This window comes from Arthrobacter alpinus, assembly GCF_001445575.1.
Taxonomy (GTDB): domain Bacteria; phylum Actinomycetota; class Actinomycetes; order Actinomycetales; family Micrococcaceae; genus Specibacter; species Specibacter alpinus_C.
Map to the genome: position 1 here is coordinate 2,596,700 of NZ_CP013200.1, position 22,490 is coordinate 2,619,189.

Genomic DNA, 22,490 nt, shown 5'->3' on the forward strand with positions numbered 1-22,490 from the left:
GCGCAGTGGACGGAAAACAGTTCCATGGCTCTGGCCCCGTAGACTAGTGGCATGATTTCACCGACTTCTGCGCCAGCCCACCAAGAGACGTCCAACAGCCTGCCGCTCAAAGCCGTCCTATGGGACATGGACGGGACCTTGGTGGACACCGAACCGTATTGGATAGCCGCTGAAATAGCCCTGGTTCAGGCTCATGGCGGGCAGTGGAGCAAGGAGCAAGCCTTCACGCTCGTGGGCAATGCACTGGATGACTCCGCCCGGGTTCTGCAGGGCGCCGGCGTGGATCTTTCCGTCCGCGAGATCATCGACCACCTCTCCAACACCGTGATTGCCGGCATCCGCGAAGAGGTGCCGTGGCGTCCTGGTGCACGGGAATTGCTGGCCGATCTGCGCCACAATAACGTGCGCTGCGCCTTGGTCACCATGAGCGAGCGCCAGCTGGCCGCCGAAGTTGTGGGTGCCCTCGATGAGGAGTACTTTGAATTCCTTGTCACCGGCGATGAAGTCACGCACGGCAAGCCGCACCCGGAACCGTATTTGGTAGCTGTGGACAAACTCCAGCTCACCGACCCCAACCTCACCCTCCTGCACTGCGCGGCGTTGGAAGACTCCGTCCCCGGCGTAGCTTCGGCTCTGGCCTCGGGGATGGCCACCATTGCCGTCCCCAACGCTGTGCCCTTGGGCGAGGATGCCCGGCGCACCACGTGGGACACCCTGTTAGGCAAGACGCACGACGACGTCCAAGCAGTTCTCGCTGATCACGCGGCCTCCGTCGGGGCTGCTTTGTGAGCGGTTCTACCAATGGCGTGAAGACCCGGCGTGAGGGCCTGGTGCTGGGGTCAGTTCGGGGAACGCCCATCATTTTGGCCAACTCCTGGTTCTTTATTGCCGCTGTTACGGTCATGATCTTTGGCCCGCAGCTGCAAAGCAACTTTTCGGGGCTCGGCGGACGCGCATATCTGGTTGCCTTCGCCTACGCCTTACTGCTGCTTTTTTCGGTGTTTATCCATGAGCTGGCCCACGCTATGACAGCCAAAATGTACGGCTGGCAGACCCACAAGATTGTCCTGAACCTCTGGGGTGGCCACACCGAATTTGACTTCAGCAAGGCCACGCCTGGCAAGGCACTGGTGGTGGCGTTTGCCGGACCCATAGCTAACTTTGTCCTGGCCGGGCTGGGCTTTTTAGTGAAGCTGATCCTCCCAGAAGCCACAACGCTCATGAGCGTGATCTTGCTGCTGCTTGCCAACATTTTCATCTGGGCCAATCTGCTCATCGGTGCGTTCAACATCCTCCCCGGCCTCCCTCTAGACGGCGGCCGCCTGGTGGAATCCATTGTTTGGAAATCCACGGGCAGCCAGGAGAAGGGCACTGTTGCTGCTGGTTGGGCAGGACGGATCATTGTGGTGGTTATTGTTGCCGTAATGCTGGTGGTGCCGTATCTGCAGGGCCGGCAACCAGATCTGACCACCAGCTTCATTGTGGTCTTGCTGGCAGGGTTTTTGTGGATGGGAGCCTCGGCGTCCATCAAGGGAGCCAGCATGCGCCTGCGGCTGCCGGCCATTAGCGCCGGCTCCCTGGCAACGCGAGCGGTCAGCGCGTCTATTGAATGCACCGTGGCGCAACTGTGGACACTGCGGGGGAAGTTCCCGCAAGAACCCATTGTGCTTTTTGGTCAGGATGGACGCCCCGCTGCAGTGGTTGATGAGTACGCCTTGGCCCATGTTCCGCCGCAGGCCGCCCTCATCACACCGGCAAGCGCCGTGGCCCGCACACTATCCAAGGGAGCCTACGTTCCTGACGCGGCTGCCGGCGTCGAGCTGGTGTCCTATCTGGCCCAGCTGCCTGATACCGAATATGCCGTGATCAATGTGGACGGCAAGGTCACCGGACTGCTCAGCCAGGCAAAAGTGGTAGCGGCCATGACCGGCAAGGGTCTGCAGTAGTGTCACGCTAACACCCCAGTCACCACAGCTTTTCTCTCTAATCTTTTCTTTTTTAGTATTGCTCTGACATAGCCTTGATGCGGCCCAGCCGCTGACTTTTTGAGCACCAACGTGAGGAATAATCACATGAAGCAAGCCGAATCAACCCAAGAAGCAGCGCAGTCACCGCACGGTGCAGCCGCACGTCGCGGTCCATTCCGGGCGGGCGAACGCGTGCAGCTCACGGATGAGCGTGGCCGGATGAACACCATCACCTTGACCCCGGGCACGGCTTACCACACGCACAAGGGCTTCTTGAATCACGATCTGCTCATCGGCCAGCCCGAAGGCTCCATGGTGGAGAGCAACGTTGGCCAGCAGTACCAGGCCCTGCGCCCGCTACTCTCTGATTTCGTGCTGTCGATGCCCCGCGGTGCCGCCGTGGTGTACCCCAAGGATGCCGGCCAGATCATCACCATGGGAGACATCTTCCCCGGTGCCCGCGTGGTCGAAGCCGGAGTTGGTTCCGGGGCACTGTCCATCTCCTTGCTGCGTGCAGTGGGCGATAACGGTTACCTGCACTCCTTCGAGCGCCGTCAGGAATTCGCCGACATTGCCCGCGGCAACGTCGAGACCATCTTTGGCGGCCCGCACCCGGCCTGGAAGATCTCCCTCGGCGACTTCCAAGATCAGGTTGTTGAGCAGGAAGCGCCCGGCAGCGTTGACCGCGTTGTCCTGGACATGTTGGCTCCTTGGGAGTGCCTTGACGCGGTCGCCACCGTCCTGGCGCCCGGCGGTGTCTGGATCAACTACGTTGCCACAGTGACCCAGCTGTCCCGCACCGCCGAGGCCATCCGTGCCGACGGCCGCTTCACCGAGCCCGACGCTTGGGAATCCATGGTTCGCGGCTGGCACCTTGAGGGTCTGGCCGTGCGCCCGGACCACCGCATGGTGGCCCACACAGGTTTCTTGATGGTGACCCGCCGTCTTGCTGATGGTGTCACCGGCATGACGCCCAAGCGCCGCGCGTCGAAAACCGATTTTGCCCAGGAAGACCTCGATGCGTGGACACCGGCGGCTGTGGGGGAGCGTTCGGTCTCGGACAAGAAGCTGCGCCGCGCCGCACGTGACGCCTCTTCCACCGTGCAGACCAAACGCAATCAAGAGCAGTCAGAGGAAACAGAAACCCGCCAGGACGGCTTCGGCGAGTAGTAGCAGTATGCTCGGCACTACCGGTCAGGCTCGGTTGCGGCGGGATCCGCTGCGGAAGGATACAAAGTCATGAACGACTCAGCGCACTCCACACCCGAAAACCCGCAGGCTGGCACCTCGCCAGCCGCGGGCACTCCCGCGCCCGGCTCCCACGGTGCCGCGTATTCAATTGGTCCGGGCCAGCAGGCAGTCTTGGAGCGCCAGCTCAACGTGCTCCGGGACAAGGCCCGCAATCTGGACCGCCAGCTGGCCTCGGCAACGGCCAACAACTCCAAGTTGGTGGCTGTGCTGGAAACGGCCAAGACGGAGATTCTTAAGTTGCGTTCCGCTTTGGAGCACGACGGCGAGCCTCCCTACAGTTTCGGGACAATCGTCTCGCTGAACCGTCCGTCTTACTCCGCCGGGGCCAGCAGCGCCGTGACAGCGGAGAGCCTGGATGTGTATGCCTCAGGGCGGAAGATGCGCGTTGGGCTGAGCCCCCTGCTGCGCATGAATGATCTCTCCGCCGGGCAGGAAGTCCTGCTCAACGAGGCCTTCACCGTCATTGCGGCCTTGGGTATCACCGATGTTGGTGAGCTCGTCACCGTCAAGGAACTACTCGGCACCGACCGGGCCATGGTGGTAGGCCGGGCTGATGAGGAGCGGGTGCTGCGACTCTCCGGCGCCCTGCAGGGAGCCGTTAAGGTGGGCGATGCACTCACCATGGACGGCCGCACCGGTTACGCCTTGGAAAAGATTCCGCGTTCTGAGGTAGAGAATCTGATACTGGAGGAAGTTCCAGACATCTCTTACTCCGACATTGGGGGACTGGCCTCACAAATCGAGCAGATCCGTGACGCCGTGGAACTTCCCTTCCTCCATCCGGATTTGTACCGCGAACACGGACTCAAGGCGCCCAAGGGCATCCTGCTCTACGGCCCTCCCGGCTGTGGCAAGACGCTCATTGCCAAGGCCGTGGCCAACTCGCTGGCGCAACGAGCCGCCGAACGCTCCGGGGTCAAGGACCAAAAGAGTTACTTCTTGAACATCAAGGGCCCGGAGCTGCTGGATAAGTACGTGGGTGAGACTGAACGCCAGATCCGCCTGATCTTCAGCCGTGCCCGCGAAAAGGCTTCCGATGGCAGCGCCGTGGTGGTGTTCTTCGACGAGATGGATTCACTTTTCCGCACCCGTGGCACGGGCGTCTCATCAGATGTGGAAACCACCATCGTGCCACAGCTGCTCAGCGAGATCGACGGCGTCGAACGGCTGGATAACGTGATTGTCATCGGTGCTTCCAACCGTGAGGACATGATTGATCCGGCTATCTTGCGGCCCGGGCGTCTTGACGTCAAAGTGAAGATTCAACGCCCCGATGCGGAGTCGGCGGCGGACATTTTCACAAAATATGTCACCACCTCCCTGCCCTTCCACGCCGACGATCTTGCTGCGAATCACGGAAGTCTGCAGGAAACCGTCGACGCCATGATTCAGCGCACTGTTGAGGCCATGTACGCAACGGACAAGGGCAATGAGTTCCTTGAGGTGACTTATGCCAACGGTGATACCGAGATGCTGTACTTCAAGGATTTCAACTCCGGTGCCGTGATTCAAAACGTGGTAGACCGGGCCAAGAAATACGCCATCAAGGACCTGTTGACCAGCGGTGAGAAGGGCATCCGGATTGAACATATGTTGCGTGCCGTGGTGGATGAGTTCCGTGAGCACGAGGACATGCCCAACACCACCAACCCCGATGACTGGGCTCGGATCTCCGGTAAGAAGGGTGAACGGATCACCTATATCCGCACCATCGTGCAGAGCAAGGAAGGCCAGATCCCTGGCCGGACGCTAGAAACGCTGCCCAACACGGGACAGTACCTGTGAGTGCCATCCGCGTCATGGGTGCCGAAACTGAATACGGCATCCACGCACCAGGCGCCCAGGAATTCAACGCCACGTGGCTCTCAACCCAGGTGGTGCACGCCTATTCGCGTGAAACCAACCACCGGGCGTCAGCTGGTGGGGAAACTCGCTGGGACTACACCGACGAGGACCCGCTGGCCGATGCGCGCGGTTGGTCCATGCCGCGCACCGTTGCCGATCCTAGCCAGCTCACAGACTCAGAACCAATTCTGACGGCCGCTCAAATTGCCTTGGAGGGTGGGGAGGTTCGCGAGAGCTCCGCACCACTGATGATGAACATGGTGCTGGGTAATGGGGCGCGGCTCTACGTGGACCACGCACACCCCGAGTATTCCTCGCCGGAGGTCACCAACCCACTCGACGCTGTGCGCTGGGACGCTGCCGGCGATCTCGTGGCCCTTGCAGCAGTCCGCAGGATTGCGGCCACACCCGGGGTGCCGGCCATCAATTTGTACAAGAACAACACTGACAACAAGTCCGTCTCCTACGGCAGTCATGAAAATTATTTAATGCCGCGCAGCGTCCCCTTCAAGGACATCGTCGCCGGACTCACACCGTTCTTTGTCACCCGAGCCATCATGTGCGGGGCTGGCCGTGTTGGCCTGGGCCAAGACGGGTCCGGCAGTGGATTTCAGATCACCCAGCGGGCCGATTTCTTTGAAGCCGAGGTGGGGCTCGAAACCACTATTCGCCGGCCCATTATCAACACCCGGGATGAGCCGCACGCCACAGCTGAGAAGTACCGGCGCCTGCATGTGATCATTGGCGATGCTAATTTGTGCCAGGTTTCCAACTTCCTCAAATTCGGCACCACGGCGCTGGTACTGGACATGATTGAACACGGAACTGCTCCGGAATTGGCGTTTGCAGACTCCGTGGAGACCCTGCGAGCCGTCAGCCATGACTGGGAACTGCAGCAAAAGCACCTGCTGGCTGATGGCAGGCTGCTCAGCGCCTTGGACGTGCAATGGCTGTACCTGTTCGCCGCCAAGGCCCACTGCGCCACCAATGGCTCCAGCCATCCGGATACCGGGGACGGCCACACCGCTCTGGTACTGGCCAAATGGGAAGAAATTCTCACAGCGCTGGGGACGGATCCCATGAGCCTGGCCAGTCAGCTTGAATGGGTGGCAAAACTGAACCTGCTCCAGCAATACCGCACGCGGGACAACATGTCGTGGGACGATCCTCGCTTGGGACTGATCGATCTGCAATGGTCTGATATTCGCCCTGAAAAGGGGCTCTATTACAAGCTTCTGCAGCACGGGCGCATCCAGCGTTTGGTGAGCGATGACTCCATTATCGCTGCCATGACGCAACCCCCGGCGGACACTCGGGCGTACTTCCGGGGCCGCTGCATCCAGGCCTTTGGCCGTAACGTGGTGGGCGCCAGTTGGGATTCGGTCATCTTTGAGGTGCCGCAGCTTCGCCGGCTGCAACGAATCTCTACGAAGGAGCCGTTACGGGGCACTGAGCAACTGACGCGTGAATTGTTCGACGGCAACCCAGAGCTGGCTGATTTCCTGAGCGCTTTGGCACTGTGACTTTTTCATTCAGTTCTGCACGCCCTTCCGTTTTCATCGCTGTTTCAGCGGCAGCGCTTTTGGCGCTGACATCCTGCAGAGGAGCAGCAACTCCGGAGGCTTCGACGCGAGAGTAGCCAAGGAGTACACGGAGGCCCAGCTGACTGCAATCTTGGAAGGCCTCAAGGATGCCGATGGCAAGCCGCTGACCATGATTCCGGCTGCTCAGCTTAAGCAGGGCCAGGAACTGACAAAGACCACCATGAAGTCGGTCACTGTAGATACATCTGCTGAGGTGGAAAAGGGAATGCTGGTCAGCCAGGACATGCCGACCGGCACCACCAACACCGTGACGGTCGAGGCGCTGCAGGGCGGCCTGTTAGTCTCGGTGGTTCAAGTTGGCGGTGACGGCAGTGAGGCAGCGGCCAAGAAGTTGGCCTCAGCGGTACATCAGGTCATCGCAGCTTCCTAGCTCCTCGTGCTGATTCCCGCACCGTCGTGAACCACTGCCTGCTGACTGCACGCAATCTCAGCGGGTCCGTGGCAGGATGGAAGCAGGTGCCGATCAAGGCCCCGGGTAATCAGCTAAGAAGGATGCATCATGGCTTCTCAGGAACAGAAAAACGTCTCCTCGCGTACGGAGGAAGAGCACGTCGACGAGCTTCCCGTACCAACGCCCGCCCCGGACTCAGCCGCCGCCCAGGCCGCTACCTCCGGAGTGGACGATCTCCTGGACGAGATTGACGGCGTCCTGGAAGTTAACGCCGAAGAATTCGTGCGCGGTTTTGTCCAAAAGGGTGGTCAGTAGGGCCCATGGCTGGCACCGGTCGCAGCGGTCACAGTGGGTTCAGCGGATTTCCAGCGCTGGAAGGTGAAGGCTCCTCGTCGTCGTTCCTTGACCATGTGAGTCGCAGTCATCCAGGGCTCCTGCCTTTTGGGCGCGAGCTTCCCGCCGGCAGTATGCCCGCCACACCTCACGGCACCACCATTGTGGCCCTGACGTTTCACGGCGGGGTACTCATGGCGGGGGACCGGCGCGCCACCATGGGCTCCATGATTGCCAATCGGCACATTGAAAAAGTCTTTCCGGCGGACAAATATTCCGTGCTCGGTATTGCTGGCACGGCCGGAATTGCCATTGATATGGTGCGTCTGTTCCAAGTCGAGTTGGAACATTACGAGAAAATCGAAGGCACGCTGCTCAGCCTCGAGGGCAAGGCTAACCGTCTTGGTGCCATGGTCCGAGCCAACCTCCCCATGGCCTTGCAGGGGCTCTCGGTAGTGCCGTTATTTGCCGGAATTGAATGTGGCGAACCGGCCGGACGGCTGTTCTCCTATGATGTCACCGGCGGCCGGTACGAGGAGCTTGAACACCACAGTGTGGGTTCCGGATCGGTCTTTGCTCGCGGTGCATTGAAGAAGCTGTGGCGCCCGGAGCTCTCAGCTGATGAGGCTGTAGCGGTGGCCGTGGAGGCCCTGATCGACGCTGCCGACGACGACTCCGCCACCGGTGGCCCCGACCTCATCAGGCAACTGTGGCCCGTGATTTACACAGTGACGCACGACGGCGCAGCCCGGGTTCCCCAAGAAACGTTGGCCACCGTGGTGGCTGGGATTCTTTCGCGACGATCCGCCGAACGCCGGGAGGCCTGACATGTCGCAACAATTCTATGTATCCCCGGAACAAGTCATGAAGGACCGGGCAGATTTTGCTCGCAAGGGCATCGCCCGGGGCAAGTCCGTGGTGGTACTCAGCTACCGTGACGGCATGGCCTTAGTTGCCGAGAACCCTTCGCCCACGCTGCACAAGATCGGTGAGATTTACGATCGCATTGCGTTTGCCGCCGTGGGCAAATACAACGAATTTGAAAGCCTGCGGCAGGCGGGAGTGCGCTACGCGGATGTCCGCGGCTACTCCTACGATCGGGTGGACGTGACAGCACGCGGACTGGCCAGCGTCTACGCGCAAAGTCTGGGCACTGTCTTTACCGCTGAACAAAAGCCGTTCGAGGTTGAGTTGGCCGTAGCCGAGGTAGGTGAGACCGAATCTGGGGACCACATCTTCCGGCTGAACTTTGATGGCTCCATTGCCGACGAAACAGGATTTCTGGCTATGGGTGGACAAGCCGATACCGTGCAGAACGCATTAGAAAAGCTGTGGATGCCCGGAGCGGAACTGACCTCGGCCCTGCGCTGGGCGGTCAGTGCGCTGGACGCTCCTCGGAAGGCTGCCTCCGCTGTAGCCGGAGCAGCTGGGGCCACAGGCAATTCCGCGAGTAGTACCGTGGGTGCGGTTGACTTTCCGCCCCTTGACGCAGCCAGATTGGAAGTTGCGGTGCTCGAACGCAGCGCCTCGAGAGTGCGTGGTTCCCACAGGGCCTTCCGGCGATTGGACCGTGTCGATGTGGAATCACATCTGGCCAGTGGCTAGAGGGACTGCCCCCGGATCACCAACGCTCAAGCATCACAGCAATTGACCTTCGCAGCACCTGACCAACGCAACACTTAATTTTCACAGCACTGACCCTGCACGGCACTAACCCAGCACAACACTAACTCTGCGCAGCACTAACCTTGCACAGCATTTGATCAACACTGCCTGTGCGTGACCACAGCAACTTAAAGGAGACCTGAGACGGTGGACCGGCGGATTTTTGGCATTGAAACCGAATTTGGCGTTACCTATTCTGCGCCCGGATCCCGGCCGCTGACCCCAGAGGAAGTGGCCAGATACTTGTTCCGCAAGGTGGTCAGCTGGGGGCGTTCCTCCAACGTTTTCCTGCCTAACGGATCGCGGCTATACCTGGACGTGGGCTCGCATCCGGAATACGCTACGGCCGAGTGTGACGGCATCGCCCAGTTGATTGCCCAGGACAGGGCAGGGGAACTCATCTTGCACGATCTGGTGCAAGAAGCCCAGGCGAAACTGACTCAAGAGGGCTACGGCGGGAAGATCTTCTTGTTCAAGAACAATGTTGATTCTGCCGGCAACTCCTACGGCAGCCACGAGAACTACTTGATTACACGCAGAGGCGAGTTCAACCGGCTCGCGGACATCCTCATCCCGTTCCTGGTAACGCGGCAGCTCATTGCCGGTGCGGGACGGGTGCTGCCCGCTCAACAAGGCGGTAAATTTGCGTTCTCTCAGCGAGCTGACCACATTTGGGAAGGCGTCTCCTCAGCCACTACCCGGTCCCGGCCCATCATTAACACCAGGGACGAACCGCACGCAGATGCGGAACTGTACCGCCGCCTGCACGTGATTGTGGGTGATTCAAACATGTCGGAGACCACCACCATGCTGAAGGTGGGCAGCCTTGATTTGATTCTGCGTATGGTGGAAGCCGGGACCATCATGACCGACATGCGCCTGGAGAATCCCATCCGCAGTATTCGTGAAATCTCTCATGACATCACCGGAAGCCATCCTCTGAAGATGGCTGACGGCCGAACCATGACCGCCTTGGACATCCAGCGGCACTATCTGGAGAAGGTCAGTGGCTTTGTCCGCTCCCATGGCGCACACAACAGTCTGGTCCCGCAGATCCTGGACCTGTGGGAACGGACGCTGGACGCCGTCGAAGCCCAGAATTATTCGAGCATTGACACGGAAATTGACTGGGCCATCAAGGCCAAACTCATAACTTCATACGCGGACCGGCACAACGTGGCGTGGGGGTCACCGGAAGTTGCCCAGCTGGATTTGCGCTATCACGACATTGATCCGCAACGCGGATTGTTCAACATGCTCGAACGCAGAGGAGCTGCCGCGAAGGTGGCCACCGAAGCAGAGATTAGTGCCGCCGTCGACACTGCTCCGAGCACTACTCGGGCACATTTACGCGGGCAATTTGTCAATGCTGCCAGAGAATCTGGGCGTGACTACACGGTTGATTGGGTGCATTTGAAGCTCAATGACAGGTCCCATCAGACCATCCTGTGCAAGGACCCTTTCAAGAGCGTTGACGAGCGCGTTGACGAGCTGATTGCCTCGCTACAAAGCGAATAGCCATGTGAGGGCCAGCCTTCGTTCAGCTTTAACGGATAAGCTGGACGCGCTCGTGTTTCCGATCACATGATTTACTCCCCGGATCGGACACTGGCCCCACTGAATTTTGCCGTAGCAGCTCCGTGCAGTTACGGCGCCCTGACATGAATCATCCAGCGACCGAAAGTGTATCTGTGCGTCGACTTCTTGCACTGCTTCTTCTTCCTCTTCTGCTTATTGTGACCGCGTGTTCACAGGAAGCCTCCAGCCCCGGCGCATCGGATGCATCAACTAGCTCTTCTGTTGCAATTCCGCCAGCCAATGCCGAAGTGCTTGCCTCGGTCAAGGCAGTAGATCAGGGGAAGGACAAGGCCCCCAAGGTCACCTTTGACAAGCCTCTGGACATCAAGGCTGAATCAATGCGCGTCGTCACCGACGGAACCGGTGCGCAGGTCAAGACCGGCCAGACCATGGAATTCCGTGGCATCAACCTTGACACCAAAACCGGAGCCACTCTCGTTGAGAACTTCTCCGCGGCGACCGGCGAGACGGTGCAGCTCAACGACGTCATGAAGACCCAGTTCCCTCTGGTCTATTCCATCTTCACCAATGCCAAGGTTGGCGCCTACGTGGCCTACGCCAACCCAGCCGTCGCCGCAGTTACCGGCTCCACAGCCGCTCCGGCGCAAGATGCGCAGCCCGCAACCTTGAGCGTTTTCCAGATCACCTCAGTCAAGGACACCCCCGCGCCGTCGAAACTCATGAGTGCCGAGGAGACGGCTGCACTGGAAAAGGCTGGCAAGTTGCCTACGGCCAAGTTTGATGCCAAGGGCGTCCCCACCATCACCATCCCCAAGAATGACGCCCCGGCCGGTCTGACCGTGCAGGTTCTCACCGAGGGTACCGGCGTAGTTCTCAAAGACAGCGACGACATCACAGCCTTCTACACCGGCTGGACCTGGTCCGACAGCAAGAAGTTTGACTCGGCCTACGATCGCGGCGAAGCCTCCGCCTTCAATTTGAAGGAAGTCATCGAGGGCTGGACCAAGGGCTTGACCGGCCAGAAAGTGGGCTCCACCGTATTGCTGAGCATCCCGACGGACCTTGCCTACGGCGAAAATGCAGCATCCAAGGGCAAGCCGGCTGGACCACTGGTATTTGTTGTTAAGATTGAATCGAAGAAGTAACAACACCAACCCCAAGGAGCACCATGTCTTTCGGAGCACGCAACTTTGACCGTACCAAGCCGGAAATCGAATTCCCGGCACACGCCGTCCCCACTGAATTGGTGATTGAGGACCTGATCGAGGGCACCGGAACCGAAGTAGTGCGCGGCAGCACGGTCTCAACCCACTACGTGGGCGTCGCCTTCTCCACTGGCGAGGAATTCGATTCCTCCTGGGGTCGTGGCGCACCGCTGGACTTCAAGGCTGGCATTGGCCAGGTCATCCAGGGCTGGGACCAGGGTTTGCTGGGCATGAAGGTCGGCGGCCGCCGTCGCCTTGAGATCCCCTCGGAGCTGGCCTACGGCTCACGCGGCGCCGGTGGAGCCATTGGCCCCAACGAAGCCCTGATCTTCGTGGTTGACCTGGTAGCGGTTCGATAGCCAGTAGTCCTTTGCAAGTACGGTCCCGAGGCAGCTGCCTCGGGACCGTACTGCATTAACGCCCGCTTAGTGCCATCCGCGTTCTCAGCGTTTGCGTTCACCGCTTTTGACCTAGGTGCGTCACAGAGAAGTAGATGAATCAACAACTTGCCCCGGCTCCTAGTACGCTGACAAGGTGTCCACAAAAATTGATGCCACAGAGCGCCTCCTGAACCTGGTGATTGCCCTCTTGGGAACCCGTCGCGGCTACAGCAAGTCTCACATTCGGGACACCATCAACGGCTATTCCGGCGACGCCCAGGACCAAGTGTCGTTTGAGCGGATGTTTGAACGGGACAAGAAGACCCTGTTGGAGCTGGGTATACCGCTGAGGCAGTCTGAGGTTTCCGGAGATGATGCTCAGGAGCAGGTCTTGTACCGCATTCGCCCGGAGGACTACGGGGTCCCGGAAATTCGCTTGGATGAATCGGCTATGACGCTGCTGGCCATTGCGGCCAACTTGTGGGCTGGTGCTTCCCTTGGTGCTCCGGCCCAGTCTGCGCTGCGCAAGATTGCCGCCCGGACCGGAACTGGCTGGTATGAGGATGACACCACCTCGCAGTCACGCATTCGCACAGCCGAGCCGGCCTTTGAGCCACTCTGGGGAGCACTGCGCAACCACCACCCGGTCACCTTCGACTACCGCAAATCCGCCACTTCAGCGACCACTACACGCACCGTGGAACCGCTGGGTCTTGGCAACAAATACGGGCAGTGGTACCTGGCTGCCTTTGATACGGACAAGCAGGCGGAGCGCAATTTCCGTTTGTCCCGTATTACCTCAGAGGTTCGCGTTCACGACAAAGAGCGGTTTGAACGTCGCGAGGACTTCCGCATCACGAACGTCCTGACGCGGCTGGGCACAGGAGACGAGCATAGCGCCCGCATCGCCGTACCGAGCGGGTCCGCCCACTGGCTGCGCACCGATGCGGCTGCGGCACATCGGCCCATGAGCCCTGAACCCGGCTGGCGCCGGGACGGCTGGGATGTTCTGAGCGCCAGCTACCGGGATGCGGAGCTCATGGCCGACGAAGTTGCCACCATGGGCGCCCAAGCCCTCGTGGTGGATCCGCCCGAACTGTATGACGCCGTGGCGGACCGGCTGCATCGTGCAGCCCGGGCTGCCACGACCCAACCCGGGCCTCTGGTCTGGACAAAGACACTGCCAGTCCTTGGCGCGCGCAAAGCAGATACCCGGGACCGGCTTGTCCGGCTACTGTCCATGGTTCCGTATTTAGTGACCAACCCTGGCGTTGAAGAGGCTGAGGTGATGGCCGAATTTGGCATCAGCGCCAAGCAGTGGGAAAAAGACCGGGACACGCTCAGTGTCACAGGTCTTCCCGGCTACCTGCACGGGGACCTGATGGACGTCACCACCGAATCCGGCCAGGTATTCATCAGGGACGCCGAAACATTGGCCAGCCCCCTGCGCTTGACACAGGAGGAAGCATGTTCGGTGCTGATCGGCTTGCAGGCTCTGGCGGCCATTCCCGCACCCGAACGCAAACTCCCGCTCGAGCAGGCCATCAAGTCTCTCGCCACGGTGGCGGGCAAGGACGCCTGGCTGGCAGACGCCGTCGGACTTCACTTGGTGTCCGGCACCGAGATGGAGAACGTAGCAGCGCTGCAACGGGCCATCCAGCATGGCCGCGCGTGCGCCATCACGTACTTGGTGCGCCACCGCGACGAACTCAGCGAACGCACGGTTGAACCGCTGCGGCTATTCTCTGTCGATACAACGTGGTACTTGCGCGCTTGGTGCCGTAAGGCGGGGGAGCTGCGCAGCTTCAGGGTTGATCGGATCAAGGACCTGCACGACGGCGGTACCCAAGAGTATGTGCCCAGCGAATCGGTGGGGTGGATGCCCGGAACAAGTATCTACGATCCCGGAAGTGGTGACGAACAGGTTCAGCTCGTTGCTGACTCCACCACAGCTCGGAGGTTGGCGCCTGCCTACAACGCCAAGCTTTTTGACCTTGGTGACGGCGTGGTGGGCCTGCGCCTCCTGGTGGGGGACACCTCCATCCTCGCGCCGCTCATGGCACGGCTGGGCGGACATGCTTATGTGGCCGGCCCGGAGCCCGTCCGCCAGCAGGTGACGGCCTGGCTTGAGGGATCGGCGGCGAGCTATGACGCTTACGGCGAAAACGTTCCGGCTACTCCCAGTCTGGGCGGATAGACTCAAGAAATGCCTTGGTGGTCTTGGATTCTGATATGGATAGCGCTGTCAGCGCTGTCACTACTTTTCGTGGTCTTTTTAGGTTTCAGGCTTTGGCGGGGAGCCTCTGCGCTGATGCGTACCTTCAGTGATGTCTCGGCCGAGCGTGCCACTTATTGGGACGAAAGCCTGGAGCGCGCCACAGTGCAGCACGTCACAGAACCGCGTAATGTAGTTCCGGGCGCTGCTGTTTTTGCAACACCTGAAGAAATGAAGCATGATTACTTAGCCGCCAAAGAAGAACGGCGTTTCGCCCGCCTTCAACGGCGCGTCGCCCGCAGGAAAGAACGCGGACAGCTCCAATCCTTGCGCGACATCGAAGCTTTACAAGACGTAGGATGAACCAAAAGGAAAGGCAACACCGTGGCAATTTTTAGGGAACCGTGGGTTCTTGGCATCATCATCATCGTGGCAATCTTGCTCTTCGCCGCCCCGAAGCTTCCAGGCATGGCTCGGAGTCTGGGTCAGTCCATGCGGATCATCAAGTCCGAGGTCAAGGAAATGAAGAACGACGGCAAGCAGGAGTCTGCTTCGGCTGCTCCAGCTGCCCCGGCACCGACAGCTCCTGCGGCCCCCGTGGCTCCTGAGCCCCCTGTTGAAGGCAAGATCGTCAACAACCCGGCACAGGGCAACATCTCGGGCGAAGGTACCGGAACCGGTACCGGCGCTCAGTCATAGAAAAGGTTGCTGAGCAGGTGGGCGCTACAAAAGGCCGTAAAGCCAATCCAGAAGGACGGATGCCGCTCAAAGCACACCTGATCGAGGCGAGGAACCGGCTTTTCAAGAGTGCCCTCGCCATGATTCCGGGTATTGTCATCGGCTGGATCCTGTACGACCCGCTGATGTACGCGGTCACGCAGCCCCTGCGTGATATCAGCTATAGCCGTGGCATTAATGCATCACTGAACTTTGAAGGCGTGACAACCTCCTTTGATCTAAAGATTCAAATCTCGTTGATTCTTGGTCTGATCATTGCTTCGCCGGTCTGGATTTATCAGCTGTGGGCGTTCATCACGCCAGGGCTGACCAAGAAGGAACGTCGTTACACGCTGTCCTACATGTTTGCCTCGGTGCCCCTGTTTTTGGCTGGCATCTTTGTTGGCTGGATCATTTGGCCCAACATTGTCAAGGCTCTGACTGCGTTTACGCCCACTGGCGGCAGTAACATCATGAAGGCCATCGATTACCTGCAATTTGCGCTGCAGCTGATGCTCTTTATGGGCGTCGCGTTCCTGGTCCCCGTCCTGTTGTTTGCGCTCAATGCCATTGGTCTGGTTCGTGGCCGGACCTACCTGAAGGCGTGGCGCTTCACCATATTGGGTGTCACCATCGTCGCGGCCATGGCAGCCCCTGGTTCGGACGTCATGAGCATGTTCTTCCTGGCCGCTCCACTGTTGGTGCTGTACTTTGGCGCCATCGGCCTGTGCATACTCAATGACAAGCGCAGGGACCGCAAGGACGCCAAAAAGGTGGTCGAATCTGAAGCCAACGCTGATGTGGCCACACCCTCAACAGATCTGGAAATACTCTGAGCGCAGAGGTCTCTTGGCTGGCGTAGGCTTGTACTATGCTCACCTCTGACATGCCAAGCCCTTCCGAACGCTACTTGGCAGCCAAGCAGCGGATTCAAGACAGCAGTTCCGACCTTGGCGACTTCAAGGACGGCCTGAATTTTGAACTCGACGATTTTCAAGACACCGCGTGCCGGGCCGTCCAGGCCGGCCGCGGTGTTTTGGTTGCCGCCCCAACTGGTGCCGGAAAAACCATTGTTGGCGAGTTTGCCGTGTACTTGGCACTCCAACGCGGTAACAAGGCGTTCTACACCACCCCCATCAAGGCTCTGAGCAATCAAAAATTTCAAGAATTCTCCGCCCAGTATGGTGCGGAAAATGTAGGGTTGCTGACCGGCGACACCAGCATTAACGCCGAGGCTCCGGTGGTCGTCATGACCACAGAGGTGCTCCGCAATATGCTCTACGCGGACTCGGACACTCTCACCGGGTTGGCCTATGTGGTCATGGATGAAGTGCACTACCTGGCAGACCGTTTTCGCGGTGCAGTCTGGGAAGAAGTCATCATCCACCTCCCCAGCGAAGTGGCCGTCATTTCGCTCAGTGCCACCGTCTCCAATGCAGAAGAATTCGGCGCCTGGTTGGGCACTGTCCGCGGCGACACTGCGGTTGTCGTCTCCGAACATCGGCCCGTTCCGCTGTGGCAGCACGTGATGGTGCGCCGGGATCTGGTTGACCTCTTCGCCGAGAACGTGGCCTTTGATGAAATTGCGCCAGACACTGGCCGTTCAGACACCAAGATCCCGCCATTAAGAACCCAAAGATTAACGCCGAGCTGCTCAAGTTGGCCCGCAGCGAATCGGTCAGCACCGGCCGCGGCACAAGCCATGGCCGCCGGGGCGGCGGAGGTTCTCGGGGCCGCGGTTATCAAGACGGTTCCCATCAAGATCGTGACACCCGCAACAGCAGTCCTCAAGGCTGGGCCCGCGCTGCCTCGAGACCACAAGTTATCAGGGCGCTGGAAAGCCAGAACCTCCTGCCGGCTATCACTTTCATCTTTTCCCGGGCCGCGTGTGACGCGGCAGTACAACAGTGCGCCGCTGCCGGGCTTTGGCTCACCACGCAGGAGGAACAAGCCGAGATTGCCTACCGGGTAGATAAGGCTTGCGCGGAACTTCCGGACTCAGACAAAGACGTGCTGGGTTTCTGGGGTTGGCGGGATGGACTGTTGCGCGGACTGGCGGCCCATCACGCAGGCATGCTGCCCAGCTTCAAGGAAGTCGTGGAGGACCTCTTTGTCAGTGGTCTTGTTCGCGCTGTCTTTGCCACTGAAACACTGGCGCTAGGCATTAATATGCCAGCCCGCACCGTGGTGCTGGAGAAGCTGGAGAAGTACAACGGTGAGGCCCATGTGGGCATCACCGCGGGGGAGTACACGCAGCTGACCGGCCGCGCCGGCCGTCGTGGAATCGATGTTGAGGGTCATGCCGTAGTGCTGTGGCAGCCGGGCACCGACCCGACTGCTGTGGGTGGTTTAGCGTCCAAGCGCACCTACCCGCTGAACTCGAGCTTCCGCCCCACATACAACATGAGCATCAACCTCATCGCACAATTTGGCCGCACCCGTACACGCAGTATCTTGGAATCCTCCTTTGCCCAATTCCAGGCTGACCGGTCGGTGGTTGACCTGGCGCGCCAAGTTCGTTCCCGGGAGGAATCACTCACTGGCTACGAAAAAGCCATGACGTGTCATCTGGGCGACTTCAACGAATACGCAAAACTGCGCCGGGAACTCTCGGATCACGAGTCCGGCGCGTCCAAGTCCAAGGCTAAACAACGCCGTGACGCCATCGCGCAGTCCATGGCGGCGCTGCGGACTGGGGATGTGATCATGGTGAGTGGTGGGCGTAACCCCGGTTACGCCGTCGTACTCGATGCCGACAGTAAGGCGCGGGTTCCGCGGCCAGGCGTGCTGGGCATGGACAGGGAATACCGGCGGCTGAGCCTGCATGATGTGAGTGGACCGGTGGAAACGTTGGGCCAGGTTCGGGTTGCCAAGGGTTTCAACCCGAAGGTGCCCAAGGACAAACGGAACCTCCTGGCGGCCGTTGAAGCCAAACTGGCCGAGCCTGCCGTGCAGCTCCCCAGCCGATCGGGCGCATTCACCCTGGCCGGCTCGGTTGCCTCCGATGACGAGGCGATCGCCACGCTGCGCCGGAACCTGCGCGCACACCCCTGCCATGGCTGCAGTGACCGTGAGGATCACGCGCGGTGGTCGGAGCGCTGGTGGACGCTGCGTAAGGAAACCGACGGAATTGTTCGGGCCATCCAGGCTCGCACCAACACGATTGCCCGGACCTTTGACCGCGTCATTGACCTGCTGGCCAGCTACGGATTCGTGGTGGCCGATCCGGCCGGAAACCTGGTCCCCAGCGAGGACGGGCAACGGTTGCGCCGCGTCTATGGGGAGAAGGATCTGCTCATTGCGCTGACGTTGCGCAAGGGATCCTTTGCCGATCTTGACGCGCCGGAATTGGCCGCGTTTGTTACCACCTTGGTCTACCAATCCAAGCGCGACGCCGAAGGGACCCGCCCGCGCATGCCCAGTGTGAGTCTGGAACAGGCAGTGGAGGACGTGGTGGTGCTGTGGTCCCGGCTGCAGGATGCCGAAGAATCGCACAAGCTGCCGCTGACCAGTGAGCCCGAGATGGGCTTGGTGTGGTCCATGTACAAGTGGGCTCAAGGCCGCAGCCTGCACGATGCCTTGAGTGGCACCGACCTGGCCGCGGGTGACTTTGTGCGCTGGACCAAGCAGGTCATCGACTTGTTGGGGCAGCTTTCCGCCGTCCCTTCGGCTCCTCCCGGATTTACTGGCACGTGCCGCAAGGCCGTGGAGTTGGTGCGCCGCGGCGTTGTCGCTTACACCGCCGTGGAGAACTAGCCAACCATTTTTGTTGGATTATTTTGTTGAATTCTGTCCCTCGTGGACATTGTGAAAGGACCATCTAGCCATGTCATTGACCCTGTACCGCAACGGTTCGGTATACAGCGCCGTAGATCCTCTAGCCACTGCCATGCTGGTGGATGGCGACGTGGTGGCCTGGGTGGGCTCCGAGCATGCCGCCACCTCACTGCTGGATTCACGCATGCGCGAAGTGGACCTGGCTGGTGCTCTCGTGACGCCGGGATTTGTGGATTCCCATGCCCACATCACCGAGACTGGACTTGCTATGGAATCGGTGGACCTTGCCGCTGCCCGTTCCGCCAAGGATGTTCTGGACCTGGTGGCCGCAGCGTCTGGCTCTGCGGTCGATGGGGTGCTGCTGGGACATGGCTGGGATAACTCGATGTGGCAGGATACCCGCTTGCCCAGCGCCGTGGAGTTGGATAACGCCACCAGCGGCCGCGAGGTTTACCTGGCCCGCGTGGATGTGCACTCTGGATTGGTGTCAGCAGCCTTGGCCCTGCGGTGCTCGCTAGCCAACGTTGCGGGCTGGGATGGAGACGGCCTGGTCAGCGGTGCTGCCCATAGTGCCGCTCGTGATGCCGCCCGCAGTTTGACACCGGAGCGTCGTGAGGCCGTGCAGCGCACGGCGCTTCGGCACGCGGCTGCCAACGGCTATGTGGCTCTGGCCGAGATGGCGGCCCCTCATGTTGGGTCGCCCGCAGACCTGGCTGCACTGGTGGCGCTGGGCGCCTCCGACGCCACCGAGGCGCTTCCTGAGGTGCTGCCCTACTGGGGGCAGTTGGTCTCCAGCGCCTCCGAGGCCCGTGAACTGTTGGCAAGTCTCGACGTCGACGTGTTGGGCCTTGCAGGTGACATAAACATTGACGGCTCCCTGGGTTCCCGCTCGGCATTGTTGCGTCAGCCTTACGCCGACGCACCAGAAACCTCTGGGACGGCACACCTCACGGTAGAACAAGTGACCGATCACTTTGCCGCTACCTCGGAACTTGGCTTGACCGGTGGCTTCCATGTCATTGGAGACGGTGCCATGGCCATTGCCGTGGAAGGCCTGGAACGAGCTGCCCAGCGTGTGGGCATCGATTTGATTCGTGCCGCTGGCCACCGGCTGGAACATGCCGAAATGGTAGATGACGCGGCCATGGAGATCTTGGCAAAGTACTCAGTCACTGTTTCCGTGCAACCCGCCTTCGACGCTCAGTGGGGTGGTGCAGATGGTATGTATGCCCGCCGCTTGGGAGTTGAACGTGCCAGTGAACTGAACCCTCTGGGACGTTTCTACGCTGCCGGTGTCCCGCTGTGCTTTGGTTCAGACACCCCGGTGACGCCCCTGAACCCCTGGGCCAGTGTTCGGGCAGCTCTGAATCACCACACACGCGAGGCCCGTATCTCCGCCCGCGCGGCCTTTATTGGACACACCCGCGCCGGCTGGCGTGCGGCAAAGGCGGCTGACCCCTTCCACGGCCAGTTGGGTCCGGGTGCACCTGCCAGCTTCGCAGTTTGGGACGTGGAGCAGCTCATGGTCCAAGTTGCTGATGAGCGTGTTCAGTCGTGGTCAACTGATCCGCGGGCGCGCACGCCCCTGCTGCCGGCGCTGGACACTGGAAGTGACCCTCGTTGCTTGCAGACAGTCCATAGGGGCCGGGAACTCTACGCAGCGGCAGATTTCCCCTCGGCGGCTCCCACACTCTAGGAGCCGCGGAAGGCTTGCCGGAAAGGGTTATCCAAAGGGTCTGAATTCGCGGTTGAACCATAAATTCTTTGCTGACTCGGGTACTCTTCTGACCTGCACGGATACCCATATCCGCTGGTCAGAGCCGTGTTGACAGGCTCGGCCAAGGCAATTAGTTTTAGGGGAGCGGAGAACCTCCCATGGGAGGTTTCCGGTCGGTACGGATGTCTGTTCTGCCGACACTTGGGATAAGTTCACGCGCCAGTAGAAAACAAAGCAGATCTGCGCCTTGGCGCGGGCTGTTTTGGTCCGAAGGCGCGTGAACTTATCTTTTCTCAGGCACCCTCACCTATAATGGACTTTTGGCGTTATCTGCCTAGCCACTGTCCTAGCCACTGTGAGTTGATTGCCGCTGCTGGCCTGGGCCCTCCACCTTTACATTCACTACGGAAAGGCACCAATTGTTGCGTGTCCTGACGATCATTCCTACTTACAACGAGATTGAGTCGTTGCCCAAGACGTTGGCGCGTCTGCGTGCTGCCGTGCCGCATTCGGATGTGCTGGTTGCCGATGACAACAGCCCCGACGGGACCGGCCGCTGGGCCGATGAATTTTCCGCCAATGATCCGCAGGTTCACGTCCTTCACCGCGCCGGCAAAGAAGGCCTTGGTGCCGCATACTTGGCTGGCTTCACCTGGGGATTGGCTGCGGGCTACGACGTGCTTGTTGAGATGGATGCCGATGGCTCCCACCAGCCCGAGCAGCTTCCGTTGCTCTTGGACGCCATTGATCAGGGCGCCGACCTGGTCCTTGGTTCACGCTGGGTTCCCGGTGGAAAAGTGGTCAACTGGCCGCTGCACCGCAAGCTGATCTCCACCTGCGGCAGCCTGTACTCACGCGTCATTTTGGGCATCTCCATCCGCGACGTCACCGGCGGGTACCGTGCCTTCCGGCGCAGCACCCTCGAGGCGCTGGACTTCGACTCCGTAGAGTCAGTGGGCTACGGCTTCCAGGTGGACATGCTGTGGCGCGTCTGCCAAAAGGGCATGAAGGTTGTGGAAGTCCCCATCACCTTCGTAGAGCGTGAATTTGGCGCGTCCAAGATGAGCGGGAACATTGTCCAGGAAGCCATGATCAACGTCACCAAGTGGGGACTGGCTGCCCGCTGGAACAAGCTGACCGGACGCAACAAGTAGCAACTGGGTTCACGAGTACGGCTCAGTACAGTTCTGCCGGACAGTTTAGCCGCGCAAGTCAGTCCCGCGGTCCAGTAGCTCAGCGGAGTCCTTCAAGCCTACGGGCCTATGGCGCAGCTCAGTAGCCCCATTCCGGACGGTCAGCCGTGATTTTTCTCGTAGCGCTCGCTCGAGTGTTCACTTAACGTACGCTTTGGACCGTTTTTGGATCCTAACCGTACGTTAAGTGGACACTCGATGGCTGGCCCCAGCTATCTGGCCGCGGGGCAGGCCACAACTGTCCAGAACGCAGTCCTTAATAACAGAACGCCCCTGGGAAGATCCCAGGGGCGTTCTGTGTGCTGCGGCTGCTTTGCATCTGCCGTCAGGCTTAGACCTTTTCGCCGCGCTTTTCGCGCAGGATGGTCAGGCGGTCGGCCAAGATGACTTCCAGCTCCGGAAGGGTGCGCCGTTCCAGCAGCATGTCCCAGTGGGTACGGATGGGCTTGTCGTTGGACGTGTCGGGGGCCTCTCCGTTGACCAGCAGGGCTTCCTTGCCGGTCTTGGACATCCAGGTGGCAGGGATATCAGCCTCGGACGAGAACATGACGAACACCTGCTCGCCATCCGCGCAACGGTACTCCACGCGCTGGCGGGGAGCCGGCTCCACACCTGATTCCGTCTCCATGCTTTGTGCGCCCAGACGCATGCCGCGCAAGCTGCGATCGCTCATGACTTCTCCCTCAAGTTG

General features: G+C 60.2%; 19 protein-coding genes and 1 pseudogene. 19 read left to right on the top strand and 1 reads right to left on the bottom strand.

The window, feature by feature from the left end:
* Window positions 1-51 precede the first annotated feature (51 nt).
* From AS189_RS11415 to AS189_RS11505, 19 genes and pseudogenes are all read left to right on the top strand, one after another.
* A complete protein-coding gene (locus tag AS189_RS11415; RefSeq protein ID WP_082634249.1) occupies window positions 52-789 on the top strand; it encodes an HAD family hydrolase in 738 nt (245 codons plus the stop codon).
* Complete coding sequence (locus AS189_RS11420; RefSeq protein ID WP_062288864.1) at window positions 786-1,946, top strand: site-2 protease family protein; 1,161 nt, start codon at window positions 786-788, stop codon at window positions 1,944-1,946. The genes AS189_RS11415 and AS189_RS11420 overlap by 4 nt, the downstream gene beginning before the upstream one ends.
* Window positions 1,947-2,072: 126 nt before the next feature.
* A complete protein-coding gene (locus AS189_RS11425) occupies window positions 2,073-3,137 on the top strand; it encodes a tRNA (adenine-N1)-methyltransferase (protein WP_062288867.1) in 1,065 nt (354 codons plus the stop codon).
* Window positions 3,138-3,206: 69 nt separating this feature from the next.
* The gene (gene arc, locus AS189_RS11430) at window positions 3,207-5,003 is read left to right on the top strand and encodes a proteasome ATPase (protein ID WP_082634250.1); all 1,797 of its coding nucleotides are present in this window, start codon (window positions 3,207-3,209) and stop codon (window positions 5,001-5,003) included.
* 14 nt (window positions 5,004-5,017) lie between these two features.
* On the top strand, window positions 5,018-6,586 hold the full coding sequence (gene dop / locus AS189_RS11435; protein WP_062293523.1) for a depupylase/deamidase Dop: 1,569 nt from the start codon (window positions 5,018-5,020) through the stop codon (window positions 6,584-6,586).
* A 151-nt stretch (window positions 6,587-6,737) separates the two neighbouring features.
* Window positions 6,738-7,037: a hypothetical protein gene (locus AS189_RS11440; RefSeq protein WP_062288870.1), complete on the top strand. Its 300-nt coding sequence runs from the start codon at window positions 6,738-6,740 to the stop codon at window positions 7,035-7,037.
* A 129-nt stretch (window positions 7,038-7,166) separates the two neighbouring features.
* Complete coding sequence (locus AS189_RS11445; protein WP_062288874.1) at window positions 7,167-7,373, top strand: ubiquitin-like protein Pup; 207 nt, start codon at window positions 7,167-7,169, stop codon at window positions 7,371-7,373.
* Between the two features lie 95 nt (window positions 7,374-7,468).
* Window positions 7,469-8,218 (top strand): proteasome subunit beta, encoded by a 750-nt coding sequence (gene prcB / locus AS189_RS11450; protein ID WP_424581566.1) that lies wholly within the window; start codon window positions 7,469-7,471, stop codon window positions 8,216-8,218.
* 1 nt (window position 8,219) lies between these two features.
* Window positions 8,220-8,996 carry a proteasome subunit alpha gene (prcA, locus tag AS189_RS11455; protein ID WP_062288877.1) on the top strand — a complete coding sequence of 259 codons (777 nt, stop codon included), beginning with the start codon at window positions 8,220-8,222 and terminating at the stop codon, window positions 8,994-8,996.
* Window positions 8,997-9,203: 207 nt separating this feature from the next.
* Complete coding sequence (gene pafA / locus AS189_RS11460; protein WP_062288880.1) at window positions 9,204-10,574, top strand: Pup--protein ligase; 1,371 nt, start codon at window positions 9,204-9,206, stop codon at window positions 10,572-10,574.
* Window positions 10,575-10,882: 308 nt separating this feature from the next.
* The gene (locus AS189_RS11465; protein ID WP_160320823.1) at window positions 10,883-11,740 is read left to right on the top strand and encodes an FKBP-type peptidyl-prolyl cis-trans isomerase; all 858 of its coding nucleotides are present in this window, start codon (window positions 10,883-10,885) and stop codon (window positions 11,738-11,740) included.
* Window positions 11,741-11,763: 23 nt separating this feature from the next.
* The gene (locus tag AS189_RS11470) at window positions 11,764-12,159 is read left to right on the top strand and encodes an FKBP-type peptidyl-prolyl cis-trans isomerase (protein WP_062288887.1); all 396 of its coding nucleotides are present in this window, start codon (window positions 11,764-11,766) and stop codon (window positions 12,157-12,159) included.
* A gap of 175 nt (window positions 12,160-12,334) precedes the next feature.
* Window positions 12,335-14,377 carry a helix-turn-helix transcriptional regulator gene (locus AS189_RS11475; protein WP_062288890.1) on the top strand — a complete coding sequence of 681 codons (2,043 nt, stop codon included), beginning with the start codon at window positions 12,335-12,337 and terminating at the stop codon, window positions 14,375-14,377.
* Window positions 14,378-14,386: 9 nt separating this feature from the next.
* Window positions 14,387-14,758: a hypothetical protein gene (locus tag AS189_RS11480; RefSeq protein ID WP_062288893.1), complete on the top strand. Its 372-nt coding sequence runs from the start codon at window positions 14,387-14,389 to the stop codon at window positions 14,756-14,758.
* 21 nt (window positions 14,759-14,779) lie between these two features.
* Window positions 14,780-15,094, top strand: coding sequence for a Sec-independent protein translocase subunit TatA (gene tatA / locus AS189_RS11485; protein ID WP_062288895.1), 315 nt, complete (start codon window positions 14,780-14,782; stop codon window positions 15,092-15,094).
* 59 nt (window positions 15,095-15,153) lie between these two features.
* On the top strand, window positions 15,154-15,948 hold the full coding sequence (gene tatC / locus AS189_RS11490; RefSeq protein ID WP_062288898.1) for a twin-arginine translocase subunit TatC: 795 nt from the start codon (window positions 15,154-15,156) through the stop codon (window positions 15,946-15,948).
* A 35-nt stretch (window positions 15,949-15,983) separates the two neighbouring features.
* Window positions 15,984-18,868: pseudogene (locus tag AS189_RS20385) on the top strand (DEAD/DEAH box helicase).
* A gap of 70 nt (window positions 18,869-18,938) precedes the next feature.
* Window positions 18,939-20,585: an amidohydrolase gene (locus AS189_RS11500; RefSeq protein ID WP_062288901.1), complete on the top strand. Its 1,647-nt coding sequence runs from the start codon at window positions 18,939-18,941 to the stop codon at window positions 20,583-20,585.
* Between the two features lie 443 nt (window positions 20,586-21,028).
* Window positions 21,029-21,760: a polyprenol monophosphomannose synthase gene (locus AS189_RS11505; RefSeq protein WP_062293529.1), complete on the top strand. Its 732-nt coding sequence runs from the start codon at window positions 21,029-21,031 to the stop codon at window positions 21,758-21,760.
* A gap of 370 nt (window positions 21,761-22,130) precedes the next feature.
* Here the strand turns inward: AS189_RS11505 and AS189_RS11510 are convergent, their stop codons facing one another.
* Window positions 22,131-22,472 carry an RNA polymerase-binding protein RbpA gene (locus tag AS189_RS11510; protein ID WP_062288904.1) on the bottom strand — a complete coding sequence of 114 codons (342 nt, stop codon included), beginning with the start codon at window positions 22,470-22,472 and terminating at the stop codon, window positions 22,131-22,133.
* Between the last annotated feature and the right edge of the window lie 18 nt (window positions 22,473-22,490).

What these genes read in the sequence shown, in the direction of transcription:
- AS189_RS11500 (WP_062288901.1), top strand. Translation starts at nt 18,939, where the DNA reads ATGTCATTGACCCTGTACCGCAACGGTTCGGTATACAGCGCCGTAGAT.
- AS189_RS11470 (WP_062288887.1), top strand. Translation starts at nt 11,764, where the DNA reads ATGTCTTTCGGAGCACGCAACTTTGACCGTACCAAGCCGGAAATCGAA.
- AS189_RS11445 (WP_062288874.1), top strand. Translation starts at nt 7,167, where the DNA reads ATGGCTTCTCAGGAACAGAAAAACGTCTCCTCGCGTACGGAGGAAGAG.
- AS189_RS11510 (WP_062288904.1), bottom strand. Translation starts at nt 22,472, where the DNA reads ATGAGCGATCGCAGCTTGCGCGGCATGCGTCTGGGCGCACAAAGCATG.
- tatC (WP_062288898.1), top strand. Translation starts at nt 15,154, where the DNA reads ATGCCGCTCAAAGCACACCTGATCGAGGCGAGGAACCGGCTTTTCAAG.
- prcA (WP_062288877.1), top strand. Translation starts at nt 8,220, where the DNA reads ATGTCGCAACAATTCTATGTATCCCCGGAACAAGTCATGAAGGACCGG.
- dop (WP_062293523.1), top strand. Translation starts at nt 5,018, where the DNA reads ATGGGTGCCGAAACTGAATACGGCATCCACGCACCAGGCGCCCAGGAA.
- AS189_RS11480 (WP_062288893.1), top strand. Translation starts at nt 14,387, where the DNA reads ATGCCTTGGTGGTCTTGGATTCTGATATGGATAGCGCTGTCAGCGCTG.
- arc (WP_082634250.1), top strand. Translation starts at nt 3,207, where the DNA reads ATGAACGACTCAGCGCACTCCACACCCGAAAACCCGCAGGCTGGCACC.
- AS189_RS11415 (WP_082634249.1), top strand. Translation starts at nt 52, where the DNA reads ATGATTTCACCGACTTCTGCGCCAGCCCACCAAGAGACGTCCAACAGC.
- AS189_RS11425 (WP_062288867.1), top strand. Translation starts at nt 2,073, where the DNA reads ATGAAGCAAGCCGAATCAACCCAAGAAGCAGCGCAGTCACCGCACGGT.